The organism is Enterococcus sp. DIV1726a, from assembly GCF_051710985.1.
Taxonomy (GTDB): Bacteria; Bacillota; Bacilli; order Lactobacillales; family Enterococcaceae; genus Enterococcus_B; species Enterococcus_B hirae.
This window is the reverse complement of sequence record NZ_JBIOLS010000001.1, coordinates 1935239-1958438: the sequence shown is the minus strand read 5'-3', so window position 1 is coordinate 1958438 and position 23200 is coordinate 1935239. Positions and strand designations below refer to the sequence as shown.

At 36.7% G+C, this 23200-nt stretch carries 19 protein-coding genes; 16 read left to right on the top strand and 3 right to left on the bottom strand.

The annotated features are described in order from the left end of the window. Window positions 1–165 precede the first annotated feature (165 nt). The 10 genes from IGJ27_RS08850 to IGJ27_RS08805 all read left to right on the top strand — a co-directional run bounded on the left by IGJ27_RS08850 (window position 166) and on the right by IGJ27_RS08805 (window position 13990). Complete coding sequence (locus IGJ27_RS08850) at window positions 166–1344, top strand: carbohydrate binding domain-containing protein (RefSeq protein WP_178305808.1); 1179 nt, start codon at window positions 166–168, stop codon at window positions 1342–1344. Window positions 1345–1729: 385 nt separating this feature from the next. Further along, complete coding sequence (locus IGJ27_RS08845) at window positions 1730–3790, top strand: heavy metal translocating P-type ATPase (RefSeq protein ID WP_178305809.1); 2061 nt, start codon at window positions 1730–1732, stop codon at window positions 3788–3790. A gap of 530 nt (window positions 3791–4320) precedes the next feature. Further along, on the top strand, window positions 4321–5781 hold the full coding sequence (locus IGJ27_RS08840) for an APC family permease (RefSeq protein WP_010718493.1): 1461 nt from the start codon (window positions 4321–4323) through the stop codon (window positions 5779–5781). A 95-nt stretch (window positions 5782–5876) separates the two neighbouring features. Then, the gene (locus IGJ27_RS08835; protein ID WP_088745559.1) at window positions 5877–6416 is read left to right on the top strand and encodes a topology modulation protein; all 540 of its coding nucleotides are present in this window, start codon (window positions 5877–5879) and stop codon (window positions 6414–6416) included. Between the two features lie 73 nt (window positions 6417–6489). Beyond that, window positions 6490–6927 (top strand): CopY/TcrY family copper transport repressor, encoded by a 438-nt coding sequence (locus IGJ27_RS08830; protein WP_053766604.1) that lies wholly within the window; start codon window positions 6490–6492, stop codon window positions 6925–6927. Window positions 6928–6943: 16 nt separating this feature from the next. Then, window positions 6944–7153, top strand: coding sequence for a copper chaperone CopZ (gene copZ, locus IGJ27_RS08825; protein ID WP_010718490.1), 210 nt, complete (start codon window positions 6944–6946; stop codon window positions 7151–7153). Continuing rightward, window positions 7153–9336 (top strand): copper-translocating P-type ATPase CopA, encoded by a 2184-nt coding sequence (gene copA / locus IGJ27_RS08820; RefSeq protein WP_178305810.1) that lies wholly within the window; start codon window positions 7153–7155, stop codon window positions 9334–9336. The genes copZ and copA overlap by 1 nt, the downstream gene beginning before the upstream one ends. A 28-nt stretch (window positions 9337–9364) precedes the next feature. Further along, on the top strand, window positions 9365–11602 hold the full coding sequence (copB, locus tag IGJ27_RS08815) for a copper/silver-translocating P-type ATPase CopB (protein ID WP_178305811.1): 2238 nt from the start codon (window positions 9365–9367) through the stop codon (window positions 11600–11602). 457 nt (window positions 11603–12059) lie between these two features. Continuing rightward, a complete protein-coding gene (locus tag IGJ27_RS08810; RefSeq protein WP_010737923.1) occupies window positions 12060–13352 on the top strand; it encodes a helix-turn-helix domain-containing protein in 1293 nt (430 codons plus the stop codon). A gap of 59 nt (window positions 13353–13411) precedes the next feature. Then, complete coding sequence (locus tag IGJ27_RS08805; protein ID WP_010718485.1) at window positions 13412–13990, top strand: prevent-host-death protein; 579 nt, start codon at window positions 13412–13414, stop codon at window positions 13988–13990. A gap of 150 nt (window positions 13991–14140) precedes the next feature. Here IGJ27_RS08805 and IGJ27_RS08800 read toward each other — a convergent pair whose 3' ends face one another. Next, window positions 14141–14485: a hypothetical protein gene (locus tag IGJ27_RS08800; protein WP_014834534.1), complete on the bottom strand. Its 345-nt coding sequence runs from the start codon at window positions 14483–14485 to the stop codon at window positions 14141–14143. Window positions 14486–14691: 206 nt separating this feature from the next. Between IGJ27_RS08800 and IGJ27_RS08795 the strand changes: the two genes are divergently transcribed. The 6 genes from IGJ27_RS08795 to IGJ27_RS08770 all read left to right on the top strand — a co-directional run bounded on the left by IGJ27_RS08795 (window position 14692) and on the right by IGJ27_RS08770 (window position 20545). Further along, on the top strand, window positions 14692–15168 hold the full coding sequence (locus tag IGJ27_RS08795; RefSeq protein ID WP_010718484.1) for a hypothetical protein: 477 nt from the start codon (window positions 14692–14694) through the stop codon (window positions 15166–15168). 232 nt (window positions 15169–15400) lie between these two features. Beyond that, a complete protein-coding gene (locus tag IGJ27_RS08790; RefSeq protein ID WP_081127997.1) occupies window positions 15401–15640 on the top strand; it encodes a hypothetical protein in 240 nt (79 codons plus the stop codon). A 146-nt stretch (window positions 15641–15786) separates the two neighbouring features. Next, complete coding sequence (locus tag IGJ27_RS08785; protein WP_014834536.1) at window positions 15787–15999, top strand: hypothetical protein; 213 nt, start codon at window positions 15787–15789, stop codon at window positions 15997–15999. Between the two features lie 280 nt (window positions 16000–16279). Beyond that, the gene (locus IGJ27_RS08780; protein ID WP_178305812.1) at window positions 16280–16492 is read left to right on the top strand and encodes a hypothetical protein; all 213 of its coding nucleotides are present in this window, start codon (window positions 16280–16282) and stop codon (window positions 16490–16492) included. A 513-nt stretch (window positions 16493–17005) separates the two neighbouring features. Beyond that, the gene (locus IGJ27_RS08775; protein ID WP_010737921.1) at window positions 17006–17896 is read left to right on the top strand and encodes a phosphate ABC transporter substrate-binding protein; all 891 of its coding nucleotides are present in this window, start codon (window positions 17006–17008) and stop codon (window positions 17894–17896) included. 183 nt (window positions 17897–18079) lie between these two features. Next, window positions 18080–20545 carry a cation-translocating P-type ATPase gene (locus IGJ27_RS08770; RefSeq protein WP_081127995.1) on the top strand — a complete coding sequence of 822 codons (2466 nt, stop codon included), beginning with the start codon at window positions 18080–18082 and terminating at the stop codon, window positions 20543–20545. A gap of 99 nt (window positions 20546–20644) precedes the next feature. On the opposite strand, the gene IGJ27_RS08765 is transcribed toward IGJ27_RS08770, so the two are convergent. Both IGJ27_RS08765 and IGJ27_RS08760 read right to left on the bottom strand, forming a co-directional pair. Continuing rightward, window positions 20645–22378, bottom strand: coding sequence for a sensor histidine kinase (locus IGJ27_RS08765; RefSeq protein WP_034700840.1), 1734 nt, complete (start codon window positions 22376–22378; stop codon window positions 20645–20647). Next, complete coding sequence (locus tag IGJ27_RS08760; RefSeq protein WP_010718479.1) at window positions 22375–23079, bottom strand: response regulator transcription factor; 705 nt, start codon at window positions 23077–23079, stop codon at window positions 22375–22377. Before IGJ27_RS08760 ends, IGJ27_RS08765 begins: the two co-directional genes overlap by 4 nt. Between the last annotated feature and the right edge of the window lie 121 nt (window positions 23080–23200).

Below are 23200 nucleotides of genomic sequence, written 5' to 3'. Positions count from 1 at the left end.
AATGGGAATTTGGCGATTTATTTCTTTTTTTGTGTAAAAAAGGATCTTTAAAATAAAATGTTCATGAAAATTCAAGGCAAATAAAAGAGTATCTCCAGAGATAATATAGAATGAGTCTCGTTACCTAATCGTAACAGCAGAAATCAATTAGTGGGGGAAAATAGAATGAAAAATAACATGAAGAAGGTATTTGTCGCAAGTATTGCCTGTCTGTCTTTAGGAACTTCTATAGGCGTACATGCAACAACCATAGGCAAGGAAGCTATTACTATCAGTGATAACTTGAAAGAAGTGGTTGAGGACTCGATTATCAGTAACGGGAATTTTAGCGCTGGTTTAGATCATTGGATCGTGTCAAACCCAGAATCGAACAATCCAACACTGGTAACTGAAAATGGGGTTTCTTATGTGAAAGCAATGTTGGGCGAAAATATCCATCAATATGTGAAATTACAACCCAATACGACCTACACATTTTCTTATGACGCTGCGGGAAGCAAAAATTTTCCGAGTAAAGTCGAGTTTGGTACATTGAATCACGGAGAAGAATTTGTTTCTTTACAAGAATCGGCACATAATAATGAACAATGGGAAAGACATTCGTTTACTTTTACGACACCAGAAAAAGACAATACATATATTATCCGTTTTTCTTCTACGGGAAATGGTTGGGCAACTTTTAAAAATATCGATATCCAATCAGAAGATGACATATCACAAAATACTTTATTATCTGTTGGAGTAGAAAGTCACCAACCATATATCTACTTAAACTTAACGCCAGAACAATTTAATATCAAACAACGCCTGATGGTTTATTTGGATGGTAACTATTATTTTGAAACGTATAATGGTAAAGCTTACTACTCTTACAAAGAGATAACAGACGAACTAGTAAAGATACGTCGTGGGTTTGAAGGCAACAAAGGTGAAAAAATTGAAGTTTATTTAGCGCCTGGATCACCTGGTCAAAGCTCTGCAGGTAAAGTATTGTTAGAAACCTATGTAGTCGAGAAAAAATTGGAATCAGCAGCGACTGAATATGATCAGATCGTGAAAGATATTCAAGTAGTTGGAAATAAAGTAGTGATGGATATTGATCGAGAAATATTTGAGCAAGACAATCGAATCGTACTTTATAAAAATGATGCATATATCGCGGAAACTTATAAAGGAAAAGCTTACTATTCATCAGTCAAAAAAATGAATGAGACTGTTCGGGTGACTTACAGTAAAGGCGTGGTTGCTGGCGATATCATTTCAATTAAATTAGTAGGTAATCGACCAGGAACAAGTACTACGAATAGTTTCCAACAACTACTAGCGACTATAGAAGTGGAATAATCCCAGTAAAATAGATATCGCTTAGGATGAAGAGATACGACAACAATAAAAAAACTCCCTCACTCGTTTGGCTAGTGGGGGAGTTTTAATCAAATAGGAGAAATGCTTATTTTTTTTATTGCTGATAAGATAGCTATTAGGTATGGATTAGTTCGGGTAAGGACAAGTGTAGATTCCGTTGTTCAGTTCTTTTTTATTTGTGACACTCCTGTACTCTTACAATGGATGATATGGTTTTCACTTTATGAGTCGCTTTTTTTATTGTAAAGGTAATGCTTTTTTGATTGATAAAAAATAGAAGAAGTATTAGTTTGACAAATGAGTGACCACTCATATATAATTATACATGAATAAACGTTCATGTTTAAAGTGAGGAGGTCAGAGCATGAAAAGCTATCGATTAGAAGGATTGGATTGCGCAAACTGTGCAATGAAAATTGAAAAAAGAATCAACGAAATCAATGGGGTAAAGCAAGCAAATGTTAACTTTGCTGTAGGTAAATTAACGATTGACGCAGATCAGGATAAGATAGGTGAAATCGAAACTGAAACTAGAAAAGTGATCAAGGAATTAGAACCAGAAGTTGAGGTAAAAGAGATGGAAGAAGTGACTTCGACATTAAATGAAGAAAAAAGGGATCTGATTCGTATTGTCCTATCAGCTATTGGCTTATTAGGCTTGTTTATTTGGGCTCCAGCTGAACCGATTCGTTTTATTGGATTTTTACTTGTCTATTTATTTATTGGTTTTGATGTTATTAAACAAGCTGCATTAAACATTACGAGAGGTCAATTGTTTGATGAAAATTTTTTGATGGCAATCGCAACGATCGGTGCGATGTTGATTGGTGAATATCCAGAGGCAGTAGCGGTCATGTTGTTTTATCAAGTAGGTGAATATTTCCAAGGCTTTGCAGTCAACCAATCAAGAAAATCGATACGTGCATTGATGGAGATTCGACCAGAAGTGGCTCATGTTGAAACAGAAGCTGGATTGGTGACAACCCAGCCAGAAAGAGTACTGATTGGGGAGCATGTTTTTGTCAAACCAGGAGAACGAGTACCATTAGATGGGAAAGTCATCAGTGGGCAGTCATTAGTTGACACTTCTGCATTAACGGGAGAATCGGTTCCAAAAGAAGTTTTTGAAGGAGAGTCAGTATTAAGTGGTTTTATCAATATCAATCAACCATTAGTTGTTGAAGTAGAAAAAAATTATCAAAACTCAACCATTAGTAAATTGCTCGAATTAGTAGAAAATGCAAGTAGTAAAAAGGCACCAGCAGAAAATTTCATCACTAAATTTGCTCGTTACTACACGCCAGTGGTAGTAGTATTAGCTGTTTTATTAGCCATTTTACCACCACTTGTGTTATCAAATACAGGATTTGATGAATGGATTTACCGAGCTTTGACGTTCTTAGTGATTTCGTGTCCTTGTGCTTTAGTAATTTCGGTACCTTTAAGCTTTTTTGGAGGGATTGGTGGAGCTAGTAAAATGGGTGTATTAGTGAAGGGTAGTAATTACCTTGAATTATTAGCTCATACAGACACCATGGTTTTTGACAAAACAGGAACTCTGACAAAAGGTGATTTTTCTGTTCAATCAATTGAAACTACTATGGTTGAACCTTTATTCATGCAATATGTTGCAAGTGTAGAACAATATTCGACACATCCGATTGCACAAGCGATTTTAGCTGATTATGAAGGAGCATTATTACCCACGGATCAAATGGAAGAAGTTTTAGGCGAAGGAATCAAGGCAGTTGTGGATGGGAAAGTAGTCTTAGTAGGAAATCATAAACTTTTCACTCGATACAATATAGCCTTTCCAGTCAATCAAGCAGTTGGTACCTTAGTATATGTGGCAATTGATCAACAGTATGTTGGAAGCATAGTGATTGCAGATTCCATCAAAGAAGATGCAAAAGCAGCTTTACAAAAACTAAAAAAACTTGGAGTTAAACAAACTGTGATGCTTACCGGGGACGCACAAGCAATTGCGACACATATTGGAAATGAATTAGGAATCGACACGGTCTATAGCGAGCTCTTACCGCAAGACAAAGTGGCTAAATTAGAGCAAATCCTCACGAACGCATCGCAAAAGACTGCGTTTGTTGGTGACGGAATCAATGATGCACCTGTGTTAGCTAGAGCTGATGTCGGAATAGCGATGGGAGGTCTTGGAAGTGATGCAGCAATCGAAGCGGCTGATGTAGTGATCATGAATGATGAACCTGGAAAAATCGCAGATGCTATTCGCTTATCAAGAAAAACGTTGAAAATCGTTAAACAAAATATTATCTTTGCGATCGGGATCAAAAGTGTTGTCTTAATTTTAGGCGCATTCGGGATTGCCACAATGGGAGATGCCGTATTTGCTGATGTAGGTGTCACTGTACTAGCAGTCTTAAACGCTATGAGATGTTTAAAACTCTAACGATCGACTGTTGATCTAAACACAAGCATCGTTAAAGTGAACTTTTCTTGCCTACGGAGTAGGATTATCAGAAAATAAGTGAAAATCTTTAACCAAACTATTTATATGCGTGTTTAAAATGAAGTTCTATAGGTGTATTTTGTTTGTTATTGATCAATAGAAAAGAAATTTTCCTTTATTCGTCAGCTTGATGACTGTTCGGATGAAAGGGGAATTTCTTTTTTTATGTAAAAGCGACGATTTTTGAATTGTACTACCTATTGTTGTTTTTTGATTAGAAAGTAAGCATATTAAAATAACTATTTGATCTAATTTTTAGAAAATTCTTTTACATCGTTCAGTTTGAAAGGGATTAACTAATTTATACAAGGTGTTATCTTGTGTTAAATGATAAAAAGATGGAAAAACAGTGTGGGAAAATTAAAAATATACACACATAAAATAACGAACTATTGTAAATAGATAAGAATTTGTTTATGATTGTGAATAGATAAATATTTTATTTAAAAAAATTTAAAAGGAGAAAACAGATGAATGATAAACAACTACGTTGGTTTACCGTAGCACTCATTGCTTTCAACATGGTTTGGGGCATGGGGAATGTAGTAAACAACTATGCGCAACAAGGAATCTCAGTTGTTACTTCTTGGCTATTGATTCTTGCTATTTATTTTATCCCTTATGCCTTGATCGTAGGGCAACTTGGTTCCGCATTTAAAGACAGTAAAGGTGGCGTCAGCTCTTGGGTCGAAAATACGACATCAAATAAACGGTTGGCATACTATGCTGCATGGACTTATTGGGTCGTCCACATTCCTTATCTTGCACAAAAACCTCAGGCAATTTTGATTGCTGCTGGATGGGCAGTTCAAGGAAATGGAAATATTGTTAACACAATGACTGTTCAAATGGTAGCAGTGATTTCCTTAGTAATTTTCTTAGCCTTCTTGTATCTTTCTACAAAAGGATTATCCACATTGAAGGTCATTGGTGGATTAGCAGGAACTGCGATGTTTGTCATGTCACTTTTATTTATTTTGATGGCAGTAACAGCTCCATTTATTACTACTGATATGGAATTTGCTACTACAGGAATGAATCAGGTCAAAACATACATCCCGACATTTGACTTTAGCTATTTTACGACCGTTTCGATGCTTGTATTTGCAGTAGGTGGGGCAGAAAAAATCTCTCCTTATGTTAATTCCACAAGAAATCCAGCCAAAGAATTTCCAAAAGGAATGATTTTCTTGGCTGCAATGGTTGGTGTTTGTGCGGTTTTAGGTTCTGTAGCGATGGGAATGTTATTTGCGAGTGACAATATTCCGAAAGACTTAATGGCAAATGGTGCTTACAGTGCTTTCCAAATCCTAGGCAACTATTATGGCATTGGTAATTCGTTGATGATCATCTATGCTTTGACAAATATGGTTGGTCAAATTTCCGCATTAGCCTTCTCAATCGATGCACCACTGAAAATTTTATTAGCAGATGCAGATCCAGAATTTGTTCCTTCATGGTTACGTAAACGAAGCAATAAAGGAACACTCGTCAATGGCTATTTATTGACTGGGATTTTAGTTAGCATCATCATTTTACTACCCATTTTTGGAATCAAAGACATGAACGAATTAGTGAAATGGTTGACTAATCTAAATTCAGTAGTAATGCCTATGCGTTATTTATGGGTATTCTTAGCGTATATGATGTTGAATAAAGCTTACAAGAAATTTACTTCTGAGTATAAATTCGTGAAGAATCCAAAGGTTGGTTTTATTTTCGGTGCTTGGTGTTTTGCCTTTACCGCTTTTGCTTGTATTCTGGGAATGGTTCCCAAAGTCGAGTATGCGGCTGATCCTAAAGCTTGGTGGTTCCAGTTGATCTCAAATGTCGTTACACCAATTATTTTGATCATGTTGGGAATGATCTTACCAGCGATTGCCCGTCGTGATAAAAATAAAAATGTAAAAGAAACATTGATTGAAACATAATGAGTTGAGAGAGAAACGATCGTTTCTCTCTTTTTTTTGTGCCTCATGTTATCATAAATAAAAAAAGAAAAAGTTTTGAGTGGAGGAGGAATAAGATGAAGATAGTAATTTTAGGACAAAGTGGCTCTGGAAAATCGACACTGGCAAGAACTATTCAAGAAACGGCAAAGATTCCTCTTTTACCCTTAGATTTTTTATGGCATGGTACAGATTATAGTGAAAAGGCACAAGTTTGGTTTCAACTAGAGCAAGAAAACTTTATGGCTAAACATGAGAACTGGATCATCGAAGGAAACTATCTTGCTACTGCTAGGAAGAGACTGCAAGAAGCAGATCAAATCATCTTATTACGAGTGCCAACGTATCTTGCAATGGCTCGTGTCATCAAACGAACTTTAAAAAGAAAGCGAGATCGTGCGACCAGACCTGACATGCCTAATGACTTTACTGAAAAGTTGGATAAAGAATACTTGGATTTTTTGTGTTTTGTTTGGCGTTTTAAGCGAAAGAATGAACCTCGAATCTTCCAACTGATTGATACATTGCAAGTAAAAAATAAGTTACTCATTTTAGATAATAAACGTGATCGACAAAAGTATATTAACCAGTTGAAAAAAAATAAGCCTATTGTTTGACAATTTACGATTACAGTTGTAATCTATTATCGAAGTTAAGTTTACAAATGTAATCGATGGAGGTGGAAAACCAATGGAAGAAAAGAGAGTATTAATTAAAATCAGTGATTCTGAATGGGAAGTCATGCGAGTTATCTGGACTTTAGGTCAAGCAAATGCCCAACAAATCACTCAGATATTAGCTGATTCGATGGATTGGAAAGTAGCAACTGTTAAAACCCTTCTAGGGCGTTTGGTGAAAAAAGAAGCGCTTTGGACTGAACAAGAGGGAAAGAAATTTATTTATCATCCAGCTGTTTCCGAGATGGAAACCGTTCGAAGTGCTACTGAAAATCTCTTTTCACATATTTGTGCAAAAAGAGTCGGTGCGACGATTGCTGATTTGGTTGAAGAAGCGACATTGACCCAAGCAGATATTCAGCAGATCATGAAACAACTCAATAAAAAAGAGCCAGTCGAAACGATTGAATGTAATTGTATACCTGGCCAATGTGAATGTAAGAAACAGTAATAAGGAGGAAACAAGAATGAAACAAGAATTTTCAGTTAAAGGGATGAGTTGCAACCATTGTGTGGCTCGGATTGAAGAAGCGGTCGGAAGAATCAGTGGTGTCAAAAAAGTAAAAGTTCAGCTGAAAAAAGAAAAAGCCGTTGTGAAATTTGATGAAGCAAATGTTCAAGCGACAGAGATTTGTCAAGCAATCAATGAATTAGGCTATCAAGCAGAGGTGATTTGATGGCAACGAATACTAAAATGGAAACATTTGTCATTACTGGAATGACATGTGCGAATTGTTCTGCTCGAATCGAAAAAGAACTAAATGAACAACCTGGTGTCATGTCCGCTACTGTCAATTTAGCCACTGAAAAGGCAAGTGTGAAATATACCGACACTACTACAGAAAGATTGATCAAAAGTGTCGAAAATATCGGCTATGGGGCAATTTTATATGACGAAGCGCATAAACAAAAAATTGCTGAGGAGAAACAAACCTATTTAAGAAAAATGAAGTTTGATCTTATCTTTAGTGCGATCTTGACTTTACCCTTGATGTTAGCAATGATTGCCATGATGCTTGGAAGTCATGGACCAATTGTGTCGTTCTTCCATCTGCCTCTTGTGCAGTTGCTCTTTGCTTTGCCTGTGCAATTTTATGTAGGTTGGCGCTTTTATAAAGGAGCCTATCATGCATTAAAAACTAAGGCGCCGAATATGGATGTCTTAGTTGCGATTGGAACATCTGCAGCCTTCGCATTAAGCATTTATAATGGTTTTTTCCCTAGCCATTCCCATGATCTTTATTTTGAAAGTAGCAGTATGATCATTACCTTGATTTTACTTGGAAAGTATTTAGAACATACAGCAAAAAGTAAAACAGGCGATGCCATCAAACAGTTGATGTCCCTTCAGACAAAAACAGCACAAGTTTTAAGAGATGGCAAAGAAGAGACGATTGCAATTGAGGAGGTCATGATCGATGACATCTTAGTGATTCGTCCTGGTGAACAAGTACCTACAGATGGACGGATCATTGCTGGCGCTAGTGCATTGGATGAAAGCATGTTGACAGGAGAAAGTGTACCTGTTGAGAAAAAAGAAAAAGATATGGTTTTTGGTGGAACGATCAATACCAATGGATTGATCCAAATACAAGTTTCTCAGATAGGAAAAGATACGGTGTTGGCACAAATCATCCAAATGGTGGAAGATGCTCAAGGAAGTAAAGCACCGATCCAACAAATTGCTGACAAGATTTCAGGGATTTTCGTACCGATCGTTTTGTTTTTAGCATTGGTGACACTATTAGTTACAGGATGGCTCACGAAGGATTGGCAGTTAGCATTACTTCATAGTGTGTCCGTTTTGGTCATTGCTTGCCCCTGTGCGCTTGGTTTAGCAACACCAACTGCCATCATGGTAGGAACAGGAGTCGGTGCTCATAATGGGATATTGATCAAAGGTGGCGAAGCGTTAGAAGGAGCCGCTCATTTAAATAGTATTATTTTGGATAAAACTGGAACGATTACACAAGGCCGACCAGAAGTAACAGATGTCATCGGTCCCAAAGAGATCATTTCCCTTTTCTATTCCCTTGAACATGCTTCTGAACATCCTTTAGGAAAAGCTATTGTTGCTTATGGTGCAAAAGTCGGTGCAAAAACTCAGCCAATCACTGATTTTGTTGCTCATCCTGGTGCAGGAATCAGTGGAACGATCAACGGTGTTCATTATTTTGCTGGGACTAGAAAGAGACTAGCTGAAATGAACCTTTCATTTGATGAATTTCAAGAACAGGCGTTAGAATTAGAACAGGCAGGGAAAACAGTGATGTTTTTAGCCAACGAAGAACAGGTTCTTGGAATGATTGCCGTTGCTGATCAAATCAAAGAAGATGCAAAACAAGCAATCGAGCAACTACAACAAAAAGGTGTAGATGTGTTTATGGTTACGGGAGATAATCAACGAGCCGCTCAAGCAATCGGCAAACAAGTAGGAATCGATTCTGACCATATCTTTGCAGAAGTTTTACCTGAAGAAAAAGCCAACTATGTAGAAAAACTACAGAAAGCTGGAAAGAAAGTTGGCATGGTTGGTGATGGAATCAATGATGCCCCAGCGCTAGCTTTAGCAGATGTTGGTATTGCAATGGGAAGTGGAACCGATATTGCGATGGAAACAGCCGATGTGACATTAATGAATAGTCATTTAACTTCTATCAATCAAATGATTTCTTTATCAGCTGCCACATTAAAAAAAATCAAACAAAATTTGTTTTGGGCATTCATTTATAATACGATCGGGATTCCTTTTGCTGCCTTTGGTTTTTTAAACCCAATCATTGCTGGTGGCGCAATGGCCTTTAGTTCAATCAGTGTATTATTGAATTCTTTAAGCTTAAATCGAAAAACGATCAAATAAATCGTTTCAGAGGAAAGGAAGGAAAAAGATGAATAATGGAATAGATCCTGAGAATGAAACAAATAAAAAGGGCGCTATTGGAAAGAATCCTGAGGAAAAAATAACTGTAGAACAAACGAATACCAAGAATAATTTACAGGAACATGGAAAAATGGAAAATATGGATCAACACCATACGCATGGACACATGGAACGGCACCAACAGATGGACCATGGACACATGAGCGGAATGGATCATAGCCATATGGATCATGAAGATATGAGTGGAATGAATCATAGCCACATGGGTCATGAAAATATGGGTGGAATGGATCATTCTATGCACATGGGGAACTTTAAGCAAAAATTTTGGCTTTCTCTGATTTTAGCGATTCCGATTATTCTTTTTTCACCGATGATGGGGATGTCCTTTCCTTTTCAAGTGACGTTTCCTGGCTCTAATTGGGTGGTGTTGGTTCTGGCAACGATTTTATTTATTTATGGCGGACAACCATTCTTAAGCGGAGCCAAAATGGAATTGAAACAAAAAAGTCCAGCAATGATGACACTGATTGCTATGGGGATTACCGTCGCATATGTTTATAGTGTGTATTCTTTTATAGCCAACCTCATCAACCCCCATACACATGTCATGGATTTTTTCTGGGAATTAGCAACGTTAATCGTAATCATGTTATTGGGACATTGGATCGAAATGAATGCAGTCTCTAATGCCAGCGATGCTTTACAAAAATTAGCAGAATTATTACCTGAATCGGTAAAACGATTGAAAAAAGACGGAACTGAAGAAACCGTCTCTTTAAAAGAAGTCCATGAAGGTGATCGTCTAATTGTTCGTGCTGGAGACAAGATGCCAACGGATGGGACGATCGACAAAGGACATACCATTGTTGATGAATCTGCTGTTACGGGTGAATCCAAAGGGGTTAAAAAGCAAGTGGGCGATTCGGTCATTGGTGGATCAATTAATGGCGACGGAACAATTGAAATTACTGTAACAGGTACTGGCGAAAATGGTTACCTTGCAAAAGTAATGGAGATGGTACGAAAAGCCCAAGGAGAAAAATCTAAATTAGAGTTTCTATCAGATAAAGTAGCAAAATGGTTATTTTATGTGGCTTTAGTAGTTGGGATCATCGCCTTTATTGCTTGGCTCTTCCTAGCAAATCTACCAGATGCACTAGAGCGAATGGTCACCGTGTTCATCATTGCTTGTCCGCATGCACTGGGACTTGCGATTCCATTAGTCGTTGCTCGTTCGACTTCGATCGCAGCTAAAAATGGGTTGCTTTTGAAAAATCGGAATGCGATGGAACAAGCCAATGATCTAGATGTGATCATGTTAGATAAAACAGGCACGTTGACCCAAGGAAAATTTACTGTAACTGGTATTGAGATTTTAGATGAAGCTTATCAAGAAGAAGAAATCTTGAAATATATCGGTGCTTTAGAAGCACATGCAAATCATCCTTTAGCGATTGGGATAATGAATTATTTAAAAGAAAAAAAGATTACTCCTTATCAAGCACAGGAACAAAAAAATTTAGCAGGTGTTGGTTTAGAAGCAACTGTGGAAGACAAAGATGTTAAAATTATTAATGAAAAAGAAGCAAAACGTTTAGGACTAAAAATCGACCCTGAACGATTAAAAAACTATGAAGCTCAAGGAAACACTGTCAGCTTTTTAGTAGTTTTAGATAAATTAGTGGCTGTGATCGCTCTAGGAGATGTCATTAAACCAGAAGCAAAAGAGTTTATCCAAACGATCAAAGAAAAAAATATTATCCCAGTCATGTTGACTGGGGATAACCCCAAAGCAGCCCAAGCAGTAGCGGAATATCTTGGAATCAATGAATATTACGGTGGTCTACTGCCAGATGACAAAGAGGCGATCGTTCAAAGATATCTTGATCAAGGAAAAAAAGTGATCATGGTTGGTGACGGCATCAATGATGCGCCAAGCTTAGCACGGGCAACGATAGGTATGGCAATCGGAGCAGGAACTGATATTGCGATTGATTCTGCAGATGTTGTCTTAACGAACAGTGACCCCAAAGATATCTTGCATTTCTTAGAATTAGCAAAAGAAACGAGAAGAAAAATGATCCAAAATCTTTGGTGGGGCGCTGGTTATAATATTATTGCTATTCCTTTAGCAGCAGGAATCTTAGCACCGATCGGACTTATTTTAAGCCCAGCAGTGGGAGCAGTCTTGATGTCACTAAGTACAGTGGTCGTTGCGCTCAACGCCTTAACTTTAAAATAAGTTGTTAACGTTACTTGATTAACGAGTGAGTGTAAGAATAGAAAAAAGACAATCTTTAAGGACAAACACTAGCAAATTTATTCAAATGAAAACTGGCAAGCAGTTATTTTTCAGCGAATCAATTTTAGCAAAGGTCGTTAAAGATTGTCTTTTTTATTTATGTAGACAAAATGAAAAGAAAAAATGGCAGGAGAAGGGTTGAGAGAGGTATTCAAGAAATAATCAGTAACCATAGTTGTTCCCATTGTACGAAATTTTGCACAGTTCAATGTGTGACGGTAAGAAAAAAATAGCAGTAGTTAACTTTTTCGATCTGTTAAATTAGAATTTAATGAATTTCGTTTGAATCAAAGAAGAAAAAATGTTTTTTTTCGTAATTTATATATAGGGAGATGTATTAATCTATAGTTGATCGTACTCCTGAAACACACAGTAAAAAATAAGTGAGGGAACGCCAATGAAGTGGCAAAGATTATTGTCAAAAAATGTACAAAATCTATTTATATTGATCCATCAAATGAAAGATTTATCGTGGAAAAAAACGGATCTAGCAGAAAAACTATTAGTTGATGTAAAAACGATCGATCGGTATTTAAAAAGATTAGAAGAAGGAGATTTTCCGATCCAACTGATTCAACATAAAAAAAGCGTAAAGCTGATTTATAATAAAGGCTACAGTGAGCCCTATTTGTTGTTTGATTTTCTGATCCACTCTTCGTCCTTTTGCTTATTGAAGGATTTGATTTTGAACACGGAGTATCAACAAGAGTATGATCGCTCCTCACAAGAGCGTCTAAGAAAATGGCTGGGGGAATATCATTTGTCTTTTTCTTATCGAAAACAACAACTTTATGGTTCTGAAAGAAAGATACGCTATCTTTTTTTCTGTTTTCTTAAAGATTTTCCCCTCTTTTTTATTGGGGATACAGAACAGTCTTTTTCCGAATTATTTATCCATTTGTTGGAGACACGTGCCCAAAATGCCGAAATCAAAATATTAGACGAACATCGCACGCTTTTTTTTGAACTTTTTCCAGAGTTGTTATTCCGACACGAACAACGTTTATCTGTCCGCGAAAAAAATTACCGCTGTATCGTTCGTTTAAGTTGCAACATCATTATCGAAAAATACTGGAAAAAAATTGAAGAAACGAAAATCTACCGAAAATTAATGACCTTAACAGAGAAATTGGATTCGTTGTTTTGGTTGGCTAGTGAATTTGAAAGTACGAATAAAACAACGATTACGCGAGTTATCTATCAAGAGTGGCTCCGTTACTCAATTGGACTACACGAAAGAGTAGTCAAAGAGGAATTTCATGAGTATCAGGAAAGCTTGCGTTTGGTGCCGAATGTTAATGAAAAACTTTATCAATACCGGATGGCTTTACAACAAGCACTTACATATCCATCGTATGAATGGGGCCTACTTTTACTTAAAGTTTTGCAAGAAAGAGGATACCTGGAAATCTATCCACCAGAAGTAAAAATCGTCTTTTTTTTTCGTTACGATCATGAGGAAGCGCGCCGCCTAGCTTCTGTTCTGGATAAGACCTTGCGACATCGAAAACGGACCTCCATACATGTTTGTACTCGATCAATCCCTCCAAGTTATGCACAATTGATTATTACGGACCATTTTTTTCCATTAAATAATAGTAAACATCAAAAGACTTATTTCTACCAACCTTCTTTTGGGGTAGATCGTCTACTATCAGATATTGATTATTGGATTGATACGAAAAATTGATTTTTATCATATGAAAAGGGTGTGTTATAATAAAGAAGATGAGTAAAGGAGGATGTCTTTTGGATTTAAAGAAATTAGAAGTTCCTACATCTTCAATCACTGAAGTAAAACGATCACCGATGGATGTATTTGATCAGGCAAGAAAAGCTGAAACCGGTGTATATATATTTAATCGTGAAAAAGTTGCAGGAGTGATGTTGACACAAGAGCAATATGAAACACTGTTACAAGAATTAGCAGATTTACGTCAGAAGGCAAATGAAGAAGTACAGGCACCTATAGAAAGTAATGAACTACTTGGAAACTACGCTGACCAAACAGCTGCTGTCGTTTCGACTTCTGATGGTCTAGATGAGTTGGTACAAACACTGAAACGTTATTTGATTACTGGTGTAACGATTTCTGCTAAAAATTTAGATGAACGAATGGTTACACTAGGTTTCATTACGAAAAAGACGGGCTTTGGAGGAGTGGTCGATATGTTAAACGAATTGACCGCAACTGGAAAGATCAATTATCAGTTACGTAGAAAACCAAACAGTCGTACAGTAATTGCCGAGATTATTGGTGAACAAGACAGTCAATCACAATTATTTGATAAAATTATTATAAAAAAAATCTATCTGCATGAACTTTAATGAATAGCGTAAATTTTTATTTTTTGCTTCTTTCGGTGCTATGATTTTTCAGACTTTTTTACAAGGATCAATGAGAAATCATAGCTGATTTTCTATAAAAATTGGGTGGTTACCGATCCTTTGCTAGTCATATTTTTTCGATTCACTGATTTAACGAGTGAAAATTCTTGCCCAAAAAGCCCCAAGAATTTGAGGGATCAAATACAAAACCGAAAGCAGTAAAATCAGTTGGGTTGGTTTGAATGGCTGGTAAAAGAAATGCCAATCAGAGTAATAGTGACAAATCAAATAAGAAATGAATGTTGAACTAATATTAATAAAGAAGAGAAAGAGTAACTGTTGCTTTTTCTGGAAGCTAAAGCCAGCGTAAAAAGACAGAAAAATCAAAAAAATCAAGCCAAAAACAGAATGATACCGATAATCTAGTAGTAAAGAGAAGTACACATACGGAATGAAAAGTAAGAGCAAAATTAATTTTTTTCCATGATTTTTCATGGTGTGTTCCCCCAATCAGGTGAATCCGATTTCTTCTACTTTCATTCTAAAATCAACCAGCTAATAATCAAACACTTTTTTGAAATTTGTAGATTAAATGAATAAACTCTCATAGCCTTATCTCTAAAAAAAAAGATTTTCCCCCTAATTTTTTTAGAGAAAACGCTTATAGTAGGTGAAAGAAAAAATCGCGTAGGAGTAAAGTGATGAAAAAGAAAATAAAACTTGAACAATTGTATTTATTTTTTTGGTTTTTTCCAATTCTGCTGTTGCCGTTTACTTGGGTGAATGCCGTTGTTCAGGGAGCAGAAATTTTGGGGCTAATTCATGGTACTGGGATTGTAGTATCGAAAAATTTTCCGATTTTAACACTATTCTATTTTTTAGTGAGTATGAGCTTGATTTTGACAAATAAATTTATGAATAGTTATAATTGGCATTTGATTCATTTTTCTTGTATGTTGGTTTTTACTTCCTTTTTTTCTATTCTGCCACGAATCATTGTTGGACCGAATGGCTTAAGTGAAAGTGGATTGAAAGATACAGGGGAAACTTCGATGTACTTTTTGACCATTAAACCAAGTTTTTATCTAGCGATTCTTTCGTTTTTATTAGCAGTCATTTTTTATTCTATAGCAAAATTAAGAATAGAAGAAAAACTGTCCGGCGAAGTTAATAAATAGGTTCAATAAAAAGTAAACATTGTGAGCGAATACATTGTGAGCAAATATGTGAGCAAATGATAGTAGCGAACAGTGTTTTTTTTTGCTCTTTGTCAAATGATGTTGAAGAAGAGAATCTTAGAATCATTTGGCCAGAAAGAGGAAACCTTTTTTATATCACACTACTTGATCCCAAAATAGGCATTGGCATGATTCGACGTTTTAAAAGCACTGAACAAAAATACCTGAAAGGATGGCAGGAAAGCAAGAACAACTTAAAGAAATAGAAGAGAAGTTAGAAATAGCGAAAAAACAGCTTCGTTTCCCACAAAAGGAAGAACTCAAAGAAAAAGTGGTAGAACAAACTAGAGTAAACATAGAAATGGAGTATTCACTAAGTAAGAAGTTAGATACGCAATCAATGGATGAAGATATGAATGAAGCAATGTTGCCTGAAGAAGAATACAATGAAGAAAATCAAATCGAAATATAAAAGAATAAATAACTGAATGTATTACATATTCCGCAAAGGAAATATCTCTTTTCGTATAATAATCAACCTATTTAAAAAATTCAAATAGCCTTTTTAGGCAAGCTAAAGATCTTTATTCTATGATATAATATTATTGTAGAAAGTTTGTGGCGGTTTGGCAAATCCAATTGAAGGAGCGTGGTGCCTATGGGCTTATTAGCTTATCGGACGTACTCTTTAGAAAGGAAATGCCTGATTTGTTCTCATTGGATCAAATCATTGCTATTATCGGAGCAGCAGCAGTAGTAATTACTGCCGTAGCGAAAGCTAGCGATTCGATTTTAGCTTGGTTAAAGTTCAAAAAAGAACAAAAAAAATAGAGCCGTCTCAACTTTTGGCGAAGTAGACAGGCTCTAAAGCTTTGTATATATGCCATCCGCTTTGAACGGACTACACTGGGCATGTTACAGCATGCCCTTTCATTTTTATTATAACCCATTTATCTAAATTTGAAAAGTAACTTTGTTTGCGAAGTGTTGTTCTGCATGACATTAAATATAGCATATTGCTACTTCTTCAATCATAGTAGAATCATTAATCCCAATTGCTATTCTATTACTTGAATAGGGCTTTTTGTCAAATGATGATTGTAGAAAGTTTGTGGCGGTTTGGCAAATCCAATTGAGGGGGCGTGATGCCTATGGGCTTATTAGCTTGTTGGACGTACTCTTTAGAAAGGAAATGCCTGATTTGTTCTCATTGGATCAAATCATTGCTATTATCGGAACAGCAGCAGTAATAATTACTGCAATAGGGAAAGCTAGTGATTCGATTTTAGCATGGTTAAAGTTCAAAAAAGAACAAAAAAAATAGAGCCGTCTCAACTTTTGGCAGAGTAGACAGGCTCTAAACTTGTTAAAAAATGCCATCCGCTTTGAACGGACTACACATTAAGGGCTATGTTAGCGCATAGCTCCTTTATTTAATTATAGTATATCGTAGATAGAGAAGAAAGAAAAGGATTAAAGGTTAGTTTTGATATAAATTAACCTTTATTTTTGGGCTTTTTGTCAAATGACGTTGGTAAAGAGAAAGTCTAGAATCATTTGGCCAGAAAGAAGAAAACTTCTTTCTGTGTTTTTTTTGTTAAAATAGTTTTACGTGATGGATCATGTTTTAAAGGATTTCAGGGGGGCTCTTCTCTCTATTTTTACATCATAAAAAATTTGTCGGTGAATTTCACCAACATCAATTGACACTGAGCCTTTTTATTTGGCTTCGATTTACGATAACTTTACATAAATTAACTGGATATTTACACCTTCAATATGCAGGATTTACAGTGGATTGCTACAATTTACTTGTAAATAAGAAAGGGGTATATCAATGAAAAAAGTATTATTTTCTTTAGGTGTTTTAGGTCTTATGTTAGCTGGCTGTGGTTCCGGTTCTGGTAGCACGGATGGCTCCGCAGCACAAAATAATTCTGCAACTTCTGGCGATCAAGTCAAAATCGTGGCTGTCGGATCTACTGCGCTCCAACCTCTAGTCGATGCGGCACAAGAAAGTTTTGTCCAAAAAAATCCCAACTATCAAATCTCTGTCCAAGGTGGTGGAAGTGGTACTGGGTTAAGTCAGGTCGAGTCTGGGGCAGTGACAATCGGAAACTCCGATGTCTTTGCTGAGGAAAAAGAAGGCGTAGATGCAAGTAAAATAAAGGATCATAAAGTTGCGGTGGTAGGTATGGCGCCAATCGTCAATAAAGACACGAACGTCAAAAATATTACAAAACAGGAATTAATTGATATATTCACTGGAAAAATTACCAATTGGCAAGAACTAGGTGGGAAAGATGAAAAAATCAATGTCATCAATCGGGCAAATGGTAGTGGTACACGAGCTACTTTTGAAAAGTGGGGATTAGATGGTGCTACTCCAGTACAATCACAAGAACAGGATTCATCAGGAACTGTTCGACAAATTGTTAGCCAAACTCCTGGCGCAATCAGCTACCTTGCTTTTTCTTATTTGGATGATAAAACACAGGCTTTAAGTATTGATGGTGTAGAACCAAAAGAAGAAAATGTTGCTGACAACAGTTGGAAAATTTGGTCTTATGAACACATGTATACAAAAGGTGAGCCTTCCCCAGAAGTTCAAAAATTTTTAGATTATATGATGACAGACGAAATCCAACAAGGACCGGTGAAAGAACTCGGTTACTTACCAATTACTGCGATGAAAGTAGAACGTGATGCTGAAGGAAACTTAAAATAAGCAATCATGTACTCAAATCTGCTACCCCTAAAAGTGTGCCTTTAACGGGCATGCTTTTTTTTTTAGCTATTTCCTACAAATGAATATGACAGTAATGAAAGATATTTATTAGTCATTTCATAGGCTTTTTTTTTACAAATGTATTAAGGTAAATATAATACTAATAATCGAGGTAAACGGTAAATGAGAATATTTAGTCATCAAACGGAAGTTGAAAAAGATCAAACTTCAGTTAAAAATATTACAAGATATGCTCCCGATTATCGAGAGGGGCTAACAGATGAGCAAGTTGCAGAACGAGTGCATGCTCAAGCAACAAATGAAACGATCGACCCATCATTTAAAACGAACAAACAAATCGTTTTGCAAAATATATTTACTTATTTTAATTTGATTTTTATCGTCTTAGCAGTTTTATTATGTCTAGTTAGTTCCTATAAAAATTTGACTTTTTTGCCAGTGATTCTTGCAAACACGGGAATTGCTATCTATCAAGAGATTCGCTCAAAAAAGATATTAGATAATTTGAGTGTACTGAATGCAGCAAAAGTCACAGTCGTAAGAAACGGCGTAGCCAATAAGATCGATATGGAGGAATTAGTTTTAGATGATGTCATCTTGCTCGAAACGGGTCAACAGATTCCTGCAGACGGTTATGTCTTAGACGGTAAATTACAAGTCAACGAAGCACTTTTGACAGGTGAAGCAGATGAGATCGTGAAAGAAGTAGATGATTATTTGATGTCAGGGAGCTTTGTCGTTTCTGGTAAGGCTTATGTACGATTAGACAAGGTTGGCTATGACTCTTACATCTCCCAATTAACAGCAAAAGCAAAAAAAATGGGAGGAGGCGAACAATCAGAAATGATTGCTTCGCTGAATAAATTAATCAAATGGATCGGGATCATTATTATTCCCATCGGTATCACCTTGTTTTCACAAAGTTACTTTTTTAATGGCAACACGATCAAAGAAAGTGTGGTAGCCATGGAAGCAGCTTTAATCGGGATGATACCAGAAGGCTTGTATCTATTGACAACGATCGCTCTAGCAATGAGTGCCGCTCGTTTAGCTAAGCAACGAGTATTATTACATGATATGAAAAGCATAGAGACTTTAGCAAGGGTTAATGTACTATGTGTAGATAAAACGGGAACCATTACTGAAAATCAGATGTCTGTACAAAAACTAGTGATTGCTAAAAATGAGCAGGCGGAGCAACAGGCAACTAGGATTCAAGAACTCATTTCAGATTATGCTAAAGCTATGGCAAATGACAATGCGACGATGCAAGCAATCAAAACGTACTTTAATAAGCCTACAGATCAAGAGCCTTTATCTATCTTGCCTTTTTCGTCGGTACAAAAATTCAGTAGCGTAACATTTGCGGATGGGGTCTATGTATTAGGAGCGCCAGAAATGGTTTTACGTGAACGTTTCGAAACAGTTAAAAATGAATTTAGTCAATATGCTGATCAAGGCTACCGTGTGTTGGTTTTCGGTAGTTACCAAGGAATATTGAGCGAAGCACTTTTAGAAGCAGAAGTGATTCCGCTTGCTTATCTTTTGATTGCCAACCCAATTCGAAAAGAAGCCCCTGACACATTTGCTTATTTTAAGGAACAAGGGGTAGCAATCAAAGTGATTTCAGGGGATAATCCGCAGACCGTTTCAACTGTCGCATTACAGGCGGGCATTGCTAATGCAGACCAATATATTGATGTTTCTCAACTTGCTGAGGAAGATTATCTCTCAGCAGTGGAAAAATACACCGTATTTGGACGGGTAAAACCTGAACAAAAAATGCAGTTCGTTCAGCTTCTTAAACAAAAAAATACAGTCGCGATGACTGGTGATGGTGTCAATGATATTTTAGCAATGAAAGAAGCTGATTGTAGTATCGCTATGGCTTCTGGCAACGAAGCAACGATCCAAGCTGCGCAAGTTGCTTTATTAGATTCTGATTTTTCTAGAATGCCTGAGATCGTAGCAGAAGGTCGGCGAGTTGTTAATAATATTGAACGATCTGCTAGTTTGTTTTTAGTAAAAAATATTTTTTCTTTCTTACTTTCCGTCTTTTCTGTCTTGTTCGCACTGACTTATCCGTTGGAGCCTTCTCAAATTACATTGATTAGTCTGTTTACGATTGGTTTGCCATCGTTTTTACTTGCTCTTGAAGAAAACAAAAATCGAATTGAAGGAAAGTTTATTGTGAATGTCTTAGAAAAAGCCATTCCTGGTGGGCTAACAGATATGACTGTCGTGGGGACTTTAGTGGTAGGCGGTGTCATCTTGCATTTGAATAAGACAGATGTTTCCACGGCTTCAACGATGCTACTGACAGCGGTTGGTTTTCTCGTACTCTATAAAATTTGTCACCCATTGAACCAATTCAGAGGGCGGATCATTTTATTTTGTGCAGCAGGTATCTTATTTTCAGTCGTCTTTCTGCATAAATTATTTTCTATCTCCGCTATTTCACCCGTTTCGATTCTGTTGCTTTTGATTCTATTTTTTGCGGCGGACTCGATTTTCCGGCAGTATTCGCGAATGATCGAAAATTACAGCCAGTTGAAGGATGGAAAGAAAAAACGGTCTATTTGGTTCTGGCTCAAAGTGCTGTTTTCAGTAGACAATAAACACGATTAACAGATAGACAAAACAAAAATAGGCGGTTATGCCAACCGCCTATTTTTTTCTGTTCCGCTATTTCACTTGTTCATTCATTTTTTGAAGATTTAAAGGTGATCATGCTGGAGGGATGGTGACGGTAAAAGTCGACCCCATTCCTGGATGACTTTCCACTTTGATCGTACCACCCAAGAGATTGACGTAATCTTTCACAATAGCCAGACCTAGACCAGTACCACCTGAGTGTCGACTACGTGCTTTATCCACTCGATAGAAGCGCTCAAAGATCCTTTCTTGATCTTCACGATCAATCCCAATACCAAAGTCTTGGACGGAGAATGTCAATTGGTTGTCAACCTCGTAACGGATGATTATTTTCTCTGATTCTTTAGAATATTGGATTGCATTTTCGATCAGATTTTTGATGATCGGGTATAAGAGTTCAGTTTGAGTTGTAAATGATTGTTCTTTCTGTTGCATTTCCAGGGTTAAGTGTTTCTTTTCGATCATTGGTTGGTAACTTTGAATGATTTGTTCAAAGTAAGTTGCTAAATGGATGGTTTGCGTTTCGTGTGCTGTTTCTTCATCTTTTGATAGCTGAATGATTTCTCGGATCAGCTTATCTAAACGAATCGCATCTTTTTGCATGATCAATAGGAACTCATTCAATATTTTTGGGTCATCTTTGGCTCCATCTAGCAGTGTTTCAGTAAATCCGATCAATGAAGTAACCGGTGTTTTAAGTTCATGAGAAACATTTCCTACGAAGTCTTTTTGCAGTTTTTCTAATCGTCTTACTTTTGTGAGATCATAAGCCACGCCTAGAATCTGCCCAGTCTCTTCAGAACTATTGAAGTAACGTAAGCTGATGTCTAATGTTTGTTGTCCCTCTGAAATAGTAATTTCTTGATGGATCAATGGTTCATTTGGCGTAACTTGATGAATCAATTGGATTAATTTTGGCTCTTGAATGATCTCAGTATACCGTTGATTAGGCTGATAATCATGTACCCCTAAATGTGCCTGCATTTTTGGATTCAATAACCGCAGATGTGACTCTGAATCGATCAAAAAGACACCAATCATTAATTCATTCAATAGAGTATACAATTGTTCTTCAGTGGTCGTATAGGCACGATAGACTTTACTCATTTGTTCACTCAAAGCATTGATCGTTTGGTAAAGTTCTTCCCATTGATCAGAAGTTTGCATGATGGTCTCGGTTTTATCAGGGTTTTTGACCATTTTCTTTAAGACGGGCAGCACGGTTTTCAAGGGACGGTTACGTTGATAAACCAAATAATAGCTCATACTGGACAAAACAACGAAGAAAACCAAAAAGAAGAAAAAGACCCAACGACGAAAATTTTCTGTTCTTGGCAAAAAGCCGTTTGTTGGTTCTGCGATTCGAATAATGGCTTCCAACTGCCCATTCTTCTTGATCGGTAGTGCTACATATAATAGTTCTTCCTTTAACGTACTGCTCATTCTTAAAGAAGTACCTAGTGAGCCGCCATCAAGGACTGCTTTGATTTCTGGACGAGTATTTCGCTGCCCTCGTAGTGAGTGATCGGTCGTATCGAATAGGATTGTACCATTTGGAGCTAATAAGGTTAGTCGTTCATTTGATTGATGAACAAAGTCTGTTAAAACTGCTTGATTATGCTTCGAAGATAAATCATCAATAGTCAATTGCTGGATCAGCAATTGCCCTTTTTTTGAAAGATAGCTTTCTTGTTGCTCGATGATTTGTTGTTTGAAATATTGAGAAATCATTTGCCAGCCACCGAAAAAGAGTCCCACTAAGAGAATGAAAAAGAAGACACGCTCAGAAATTTTTTTCCAATTCATCGTTTTGGTTCCTGAAATTTATAGCCAAAACCGCGAACTGTCACTAAATATTTTGGATGTTTAGGGTCTCTTTCGATTTTTTCTCTTAAGTGACTGACATGGACATCAACGATTCGACTTTGACCTGCAAAATCAAAATTCCAGATGCGATTTAGCAGCGTATCACGATCAATTACACGATCTTTTCGTTTCATAAAATAAACGAGCAGTTCAAATTCTTTTGGCGTTAATTCGATCGGTCGTTCCTCTACGGTTACTTGGAAATTCGTTAAATCTGCTTTGATCTGTCCAATCGTTAGGTAAGCAGGTTCTGCTTCTTCTTGTTGGACATGGCGTGGTTCGATGCGGCGAAAAATAGCTTTCATTCGAGCAAGTACTTCTCTAGGGCTGAAAGGCTTTGTTAAATAATCATCAGCACCAATTTCCAAACCGATGATCCGATCGACCTGGTCATCTTTGGCTGTTAGCATTAAAATTGGAGTATCAATTTTTTCTTGTCTTAACTTTTGGGTGATTGCCATACCATCTATAGAAGGCAGCATCACATCTAAAATCATAAAATCAAAAGGTTCTTCCAGTGCTAATTCCAGTCCTTTTTGTCCGTCTAAAGCACTTGTTACTTGATACCCTTCTTTTTCCAGATTGAACGTCAACAATGTGACGATTGAAGGTTCATCATCTACCACTAATACTTTTTTCATAACTTCTCCCTTTTCTTGCGTTCATTCTTTTTGTTTATTTAAAAACAGCTATCAACTAATGCCTGGTTTTTTTAATTAAGTGTCATGAATAGACATTTCTTATTTTAGCATAGAATCCAGT

Coding starts and splice junctions, on each gene's coding strand:
- IGJ27_RS08850 (WP_178305808.1), top strand. CDS start 166: ATGAAAAATAACATGAAGAAGGTATTTGTCGCAAGTATTGCCTGTCTG.
- IGJ27_RS08845 (WP_178305809.1), top strand. CDS start 1,730: ATGAAAAGCTATCGATTAGAAGGATTGGATTGCGCAAACTGTGCAATG.
- IGJ27_RS08840 (WP_010718493.1), top strand. CDS start 4,321: ATGAATGATAAACAACTACGTTGGTTTACCGTAGCACTCATTGCTTTC.
- IGJ27_RS08835 (WP_088745559.1), top strand. CDS start 5,877: ATGAAGATAGTAATTTTAGGACAAAGTGGCTCTGGAAAATCGACACTG.
- IGJ27_RS08830 (WP_053766604.1), top strand. CDS start 6,490: ATGGAAGAAAAGAGAGTATTAATTAAAATCAGTGATTCTGAATGGGAA.
- copZ (WP_010718490.1), top strand. CDS start 6,944: ATGAAACAAGAATTTTCAGTTAAAGGGATGAGTTGCAACCATTGTGTG.
- copA (WP_178305810.1), top strand. CDS start 7,153: ATGGCAACGAATACTAAAATGGAAACATTTGTCATTACTGGAATGACA.
- copB (WP_178305811.1), top strand. CDS start 9,365: ATGAATAATGGAATAGATCCTGAGAATGAAACAAATAAAAAGGGCGCT.
- IGJ27_RS08810 (WP_010737923.1), top strand. CDS start 12,060: ATGAAGTGGCAAAGATTATTGTCAAAAAATGTACAAAATCTATTTATA.
- IGJ27_RS08800 (WP_014834534.1), bottom strand. CDS start 14,485: ATGAAAAATCATGGAAAAAAATTAATTTTGCTCTTACTTTTCATTCCG.
- IGJ27_RS08795 (WP_010718484.1), top strand. CDS start 14,692: ATGAAAAAGAAAATAAAACTTGAACAATTGTATTTATTTTTTTGGTTT.
- IGJ27_RS08790 (WP_081127997.1), top strand. CDS start 15,401: ATGGCAGGAAAGCAAGAACAACTTAAAGAAATAGAAGAGAAGTTAGAA.
- IGJ27_RS08775 (WP_010737921.1), top strand. CDS start 17,006: ATGAAAAAAGTATTATTTTCTTTAGGTGTTTTAGGTCTTATGTTAGCT.
- IGJ27_RS08770 (WP_081127995.1), top strand. CDS start 18,080: ATGAGAATATTTAGTCATCAAACGGAAGTTGAAAAAGATCAAACTTCA.
- IGJ27_RS08765 (WP_034700840.1), bottom strand. CDS start 22,378: ATGAATTGGAAAAAAATTTCTGAGCGTGTCTTCTTTTTCATTCTCTTA.
- IGJ27_RS08760 (WP_010718479.1), bottom strand. CDS start 23,079: ATGAAAAAAGTATTAGTGGTAGATGATGAACCTTCAATCGTCACATTG.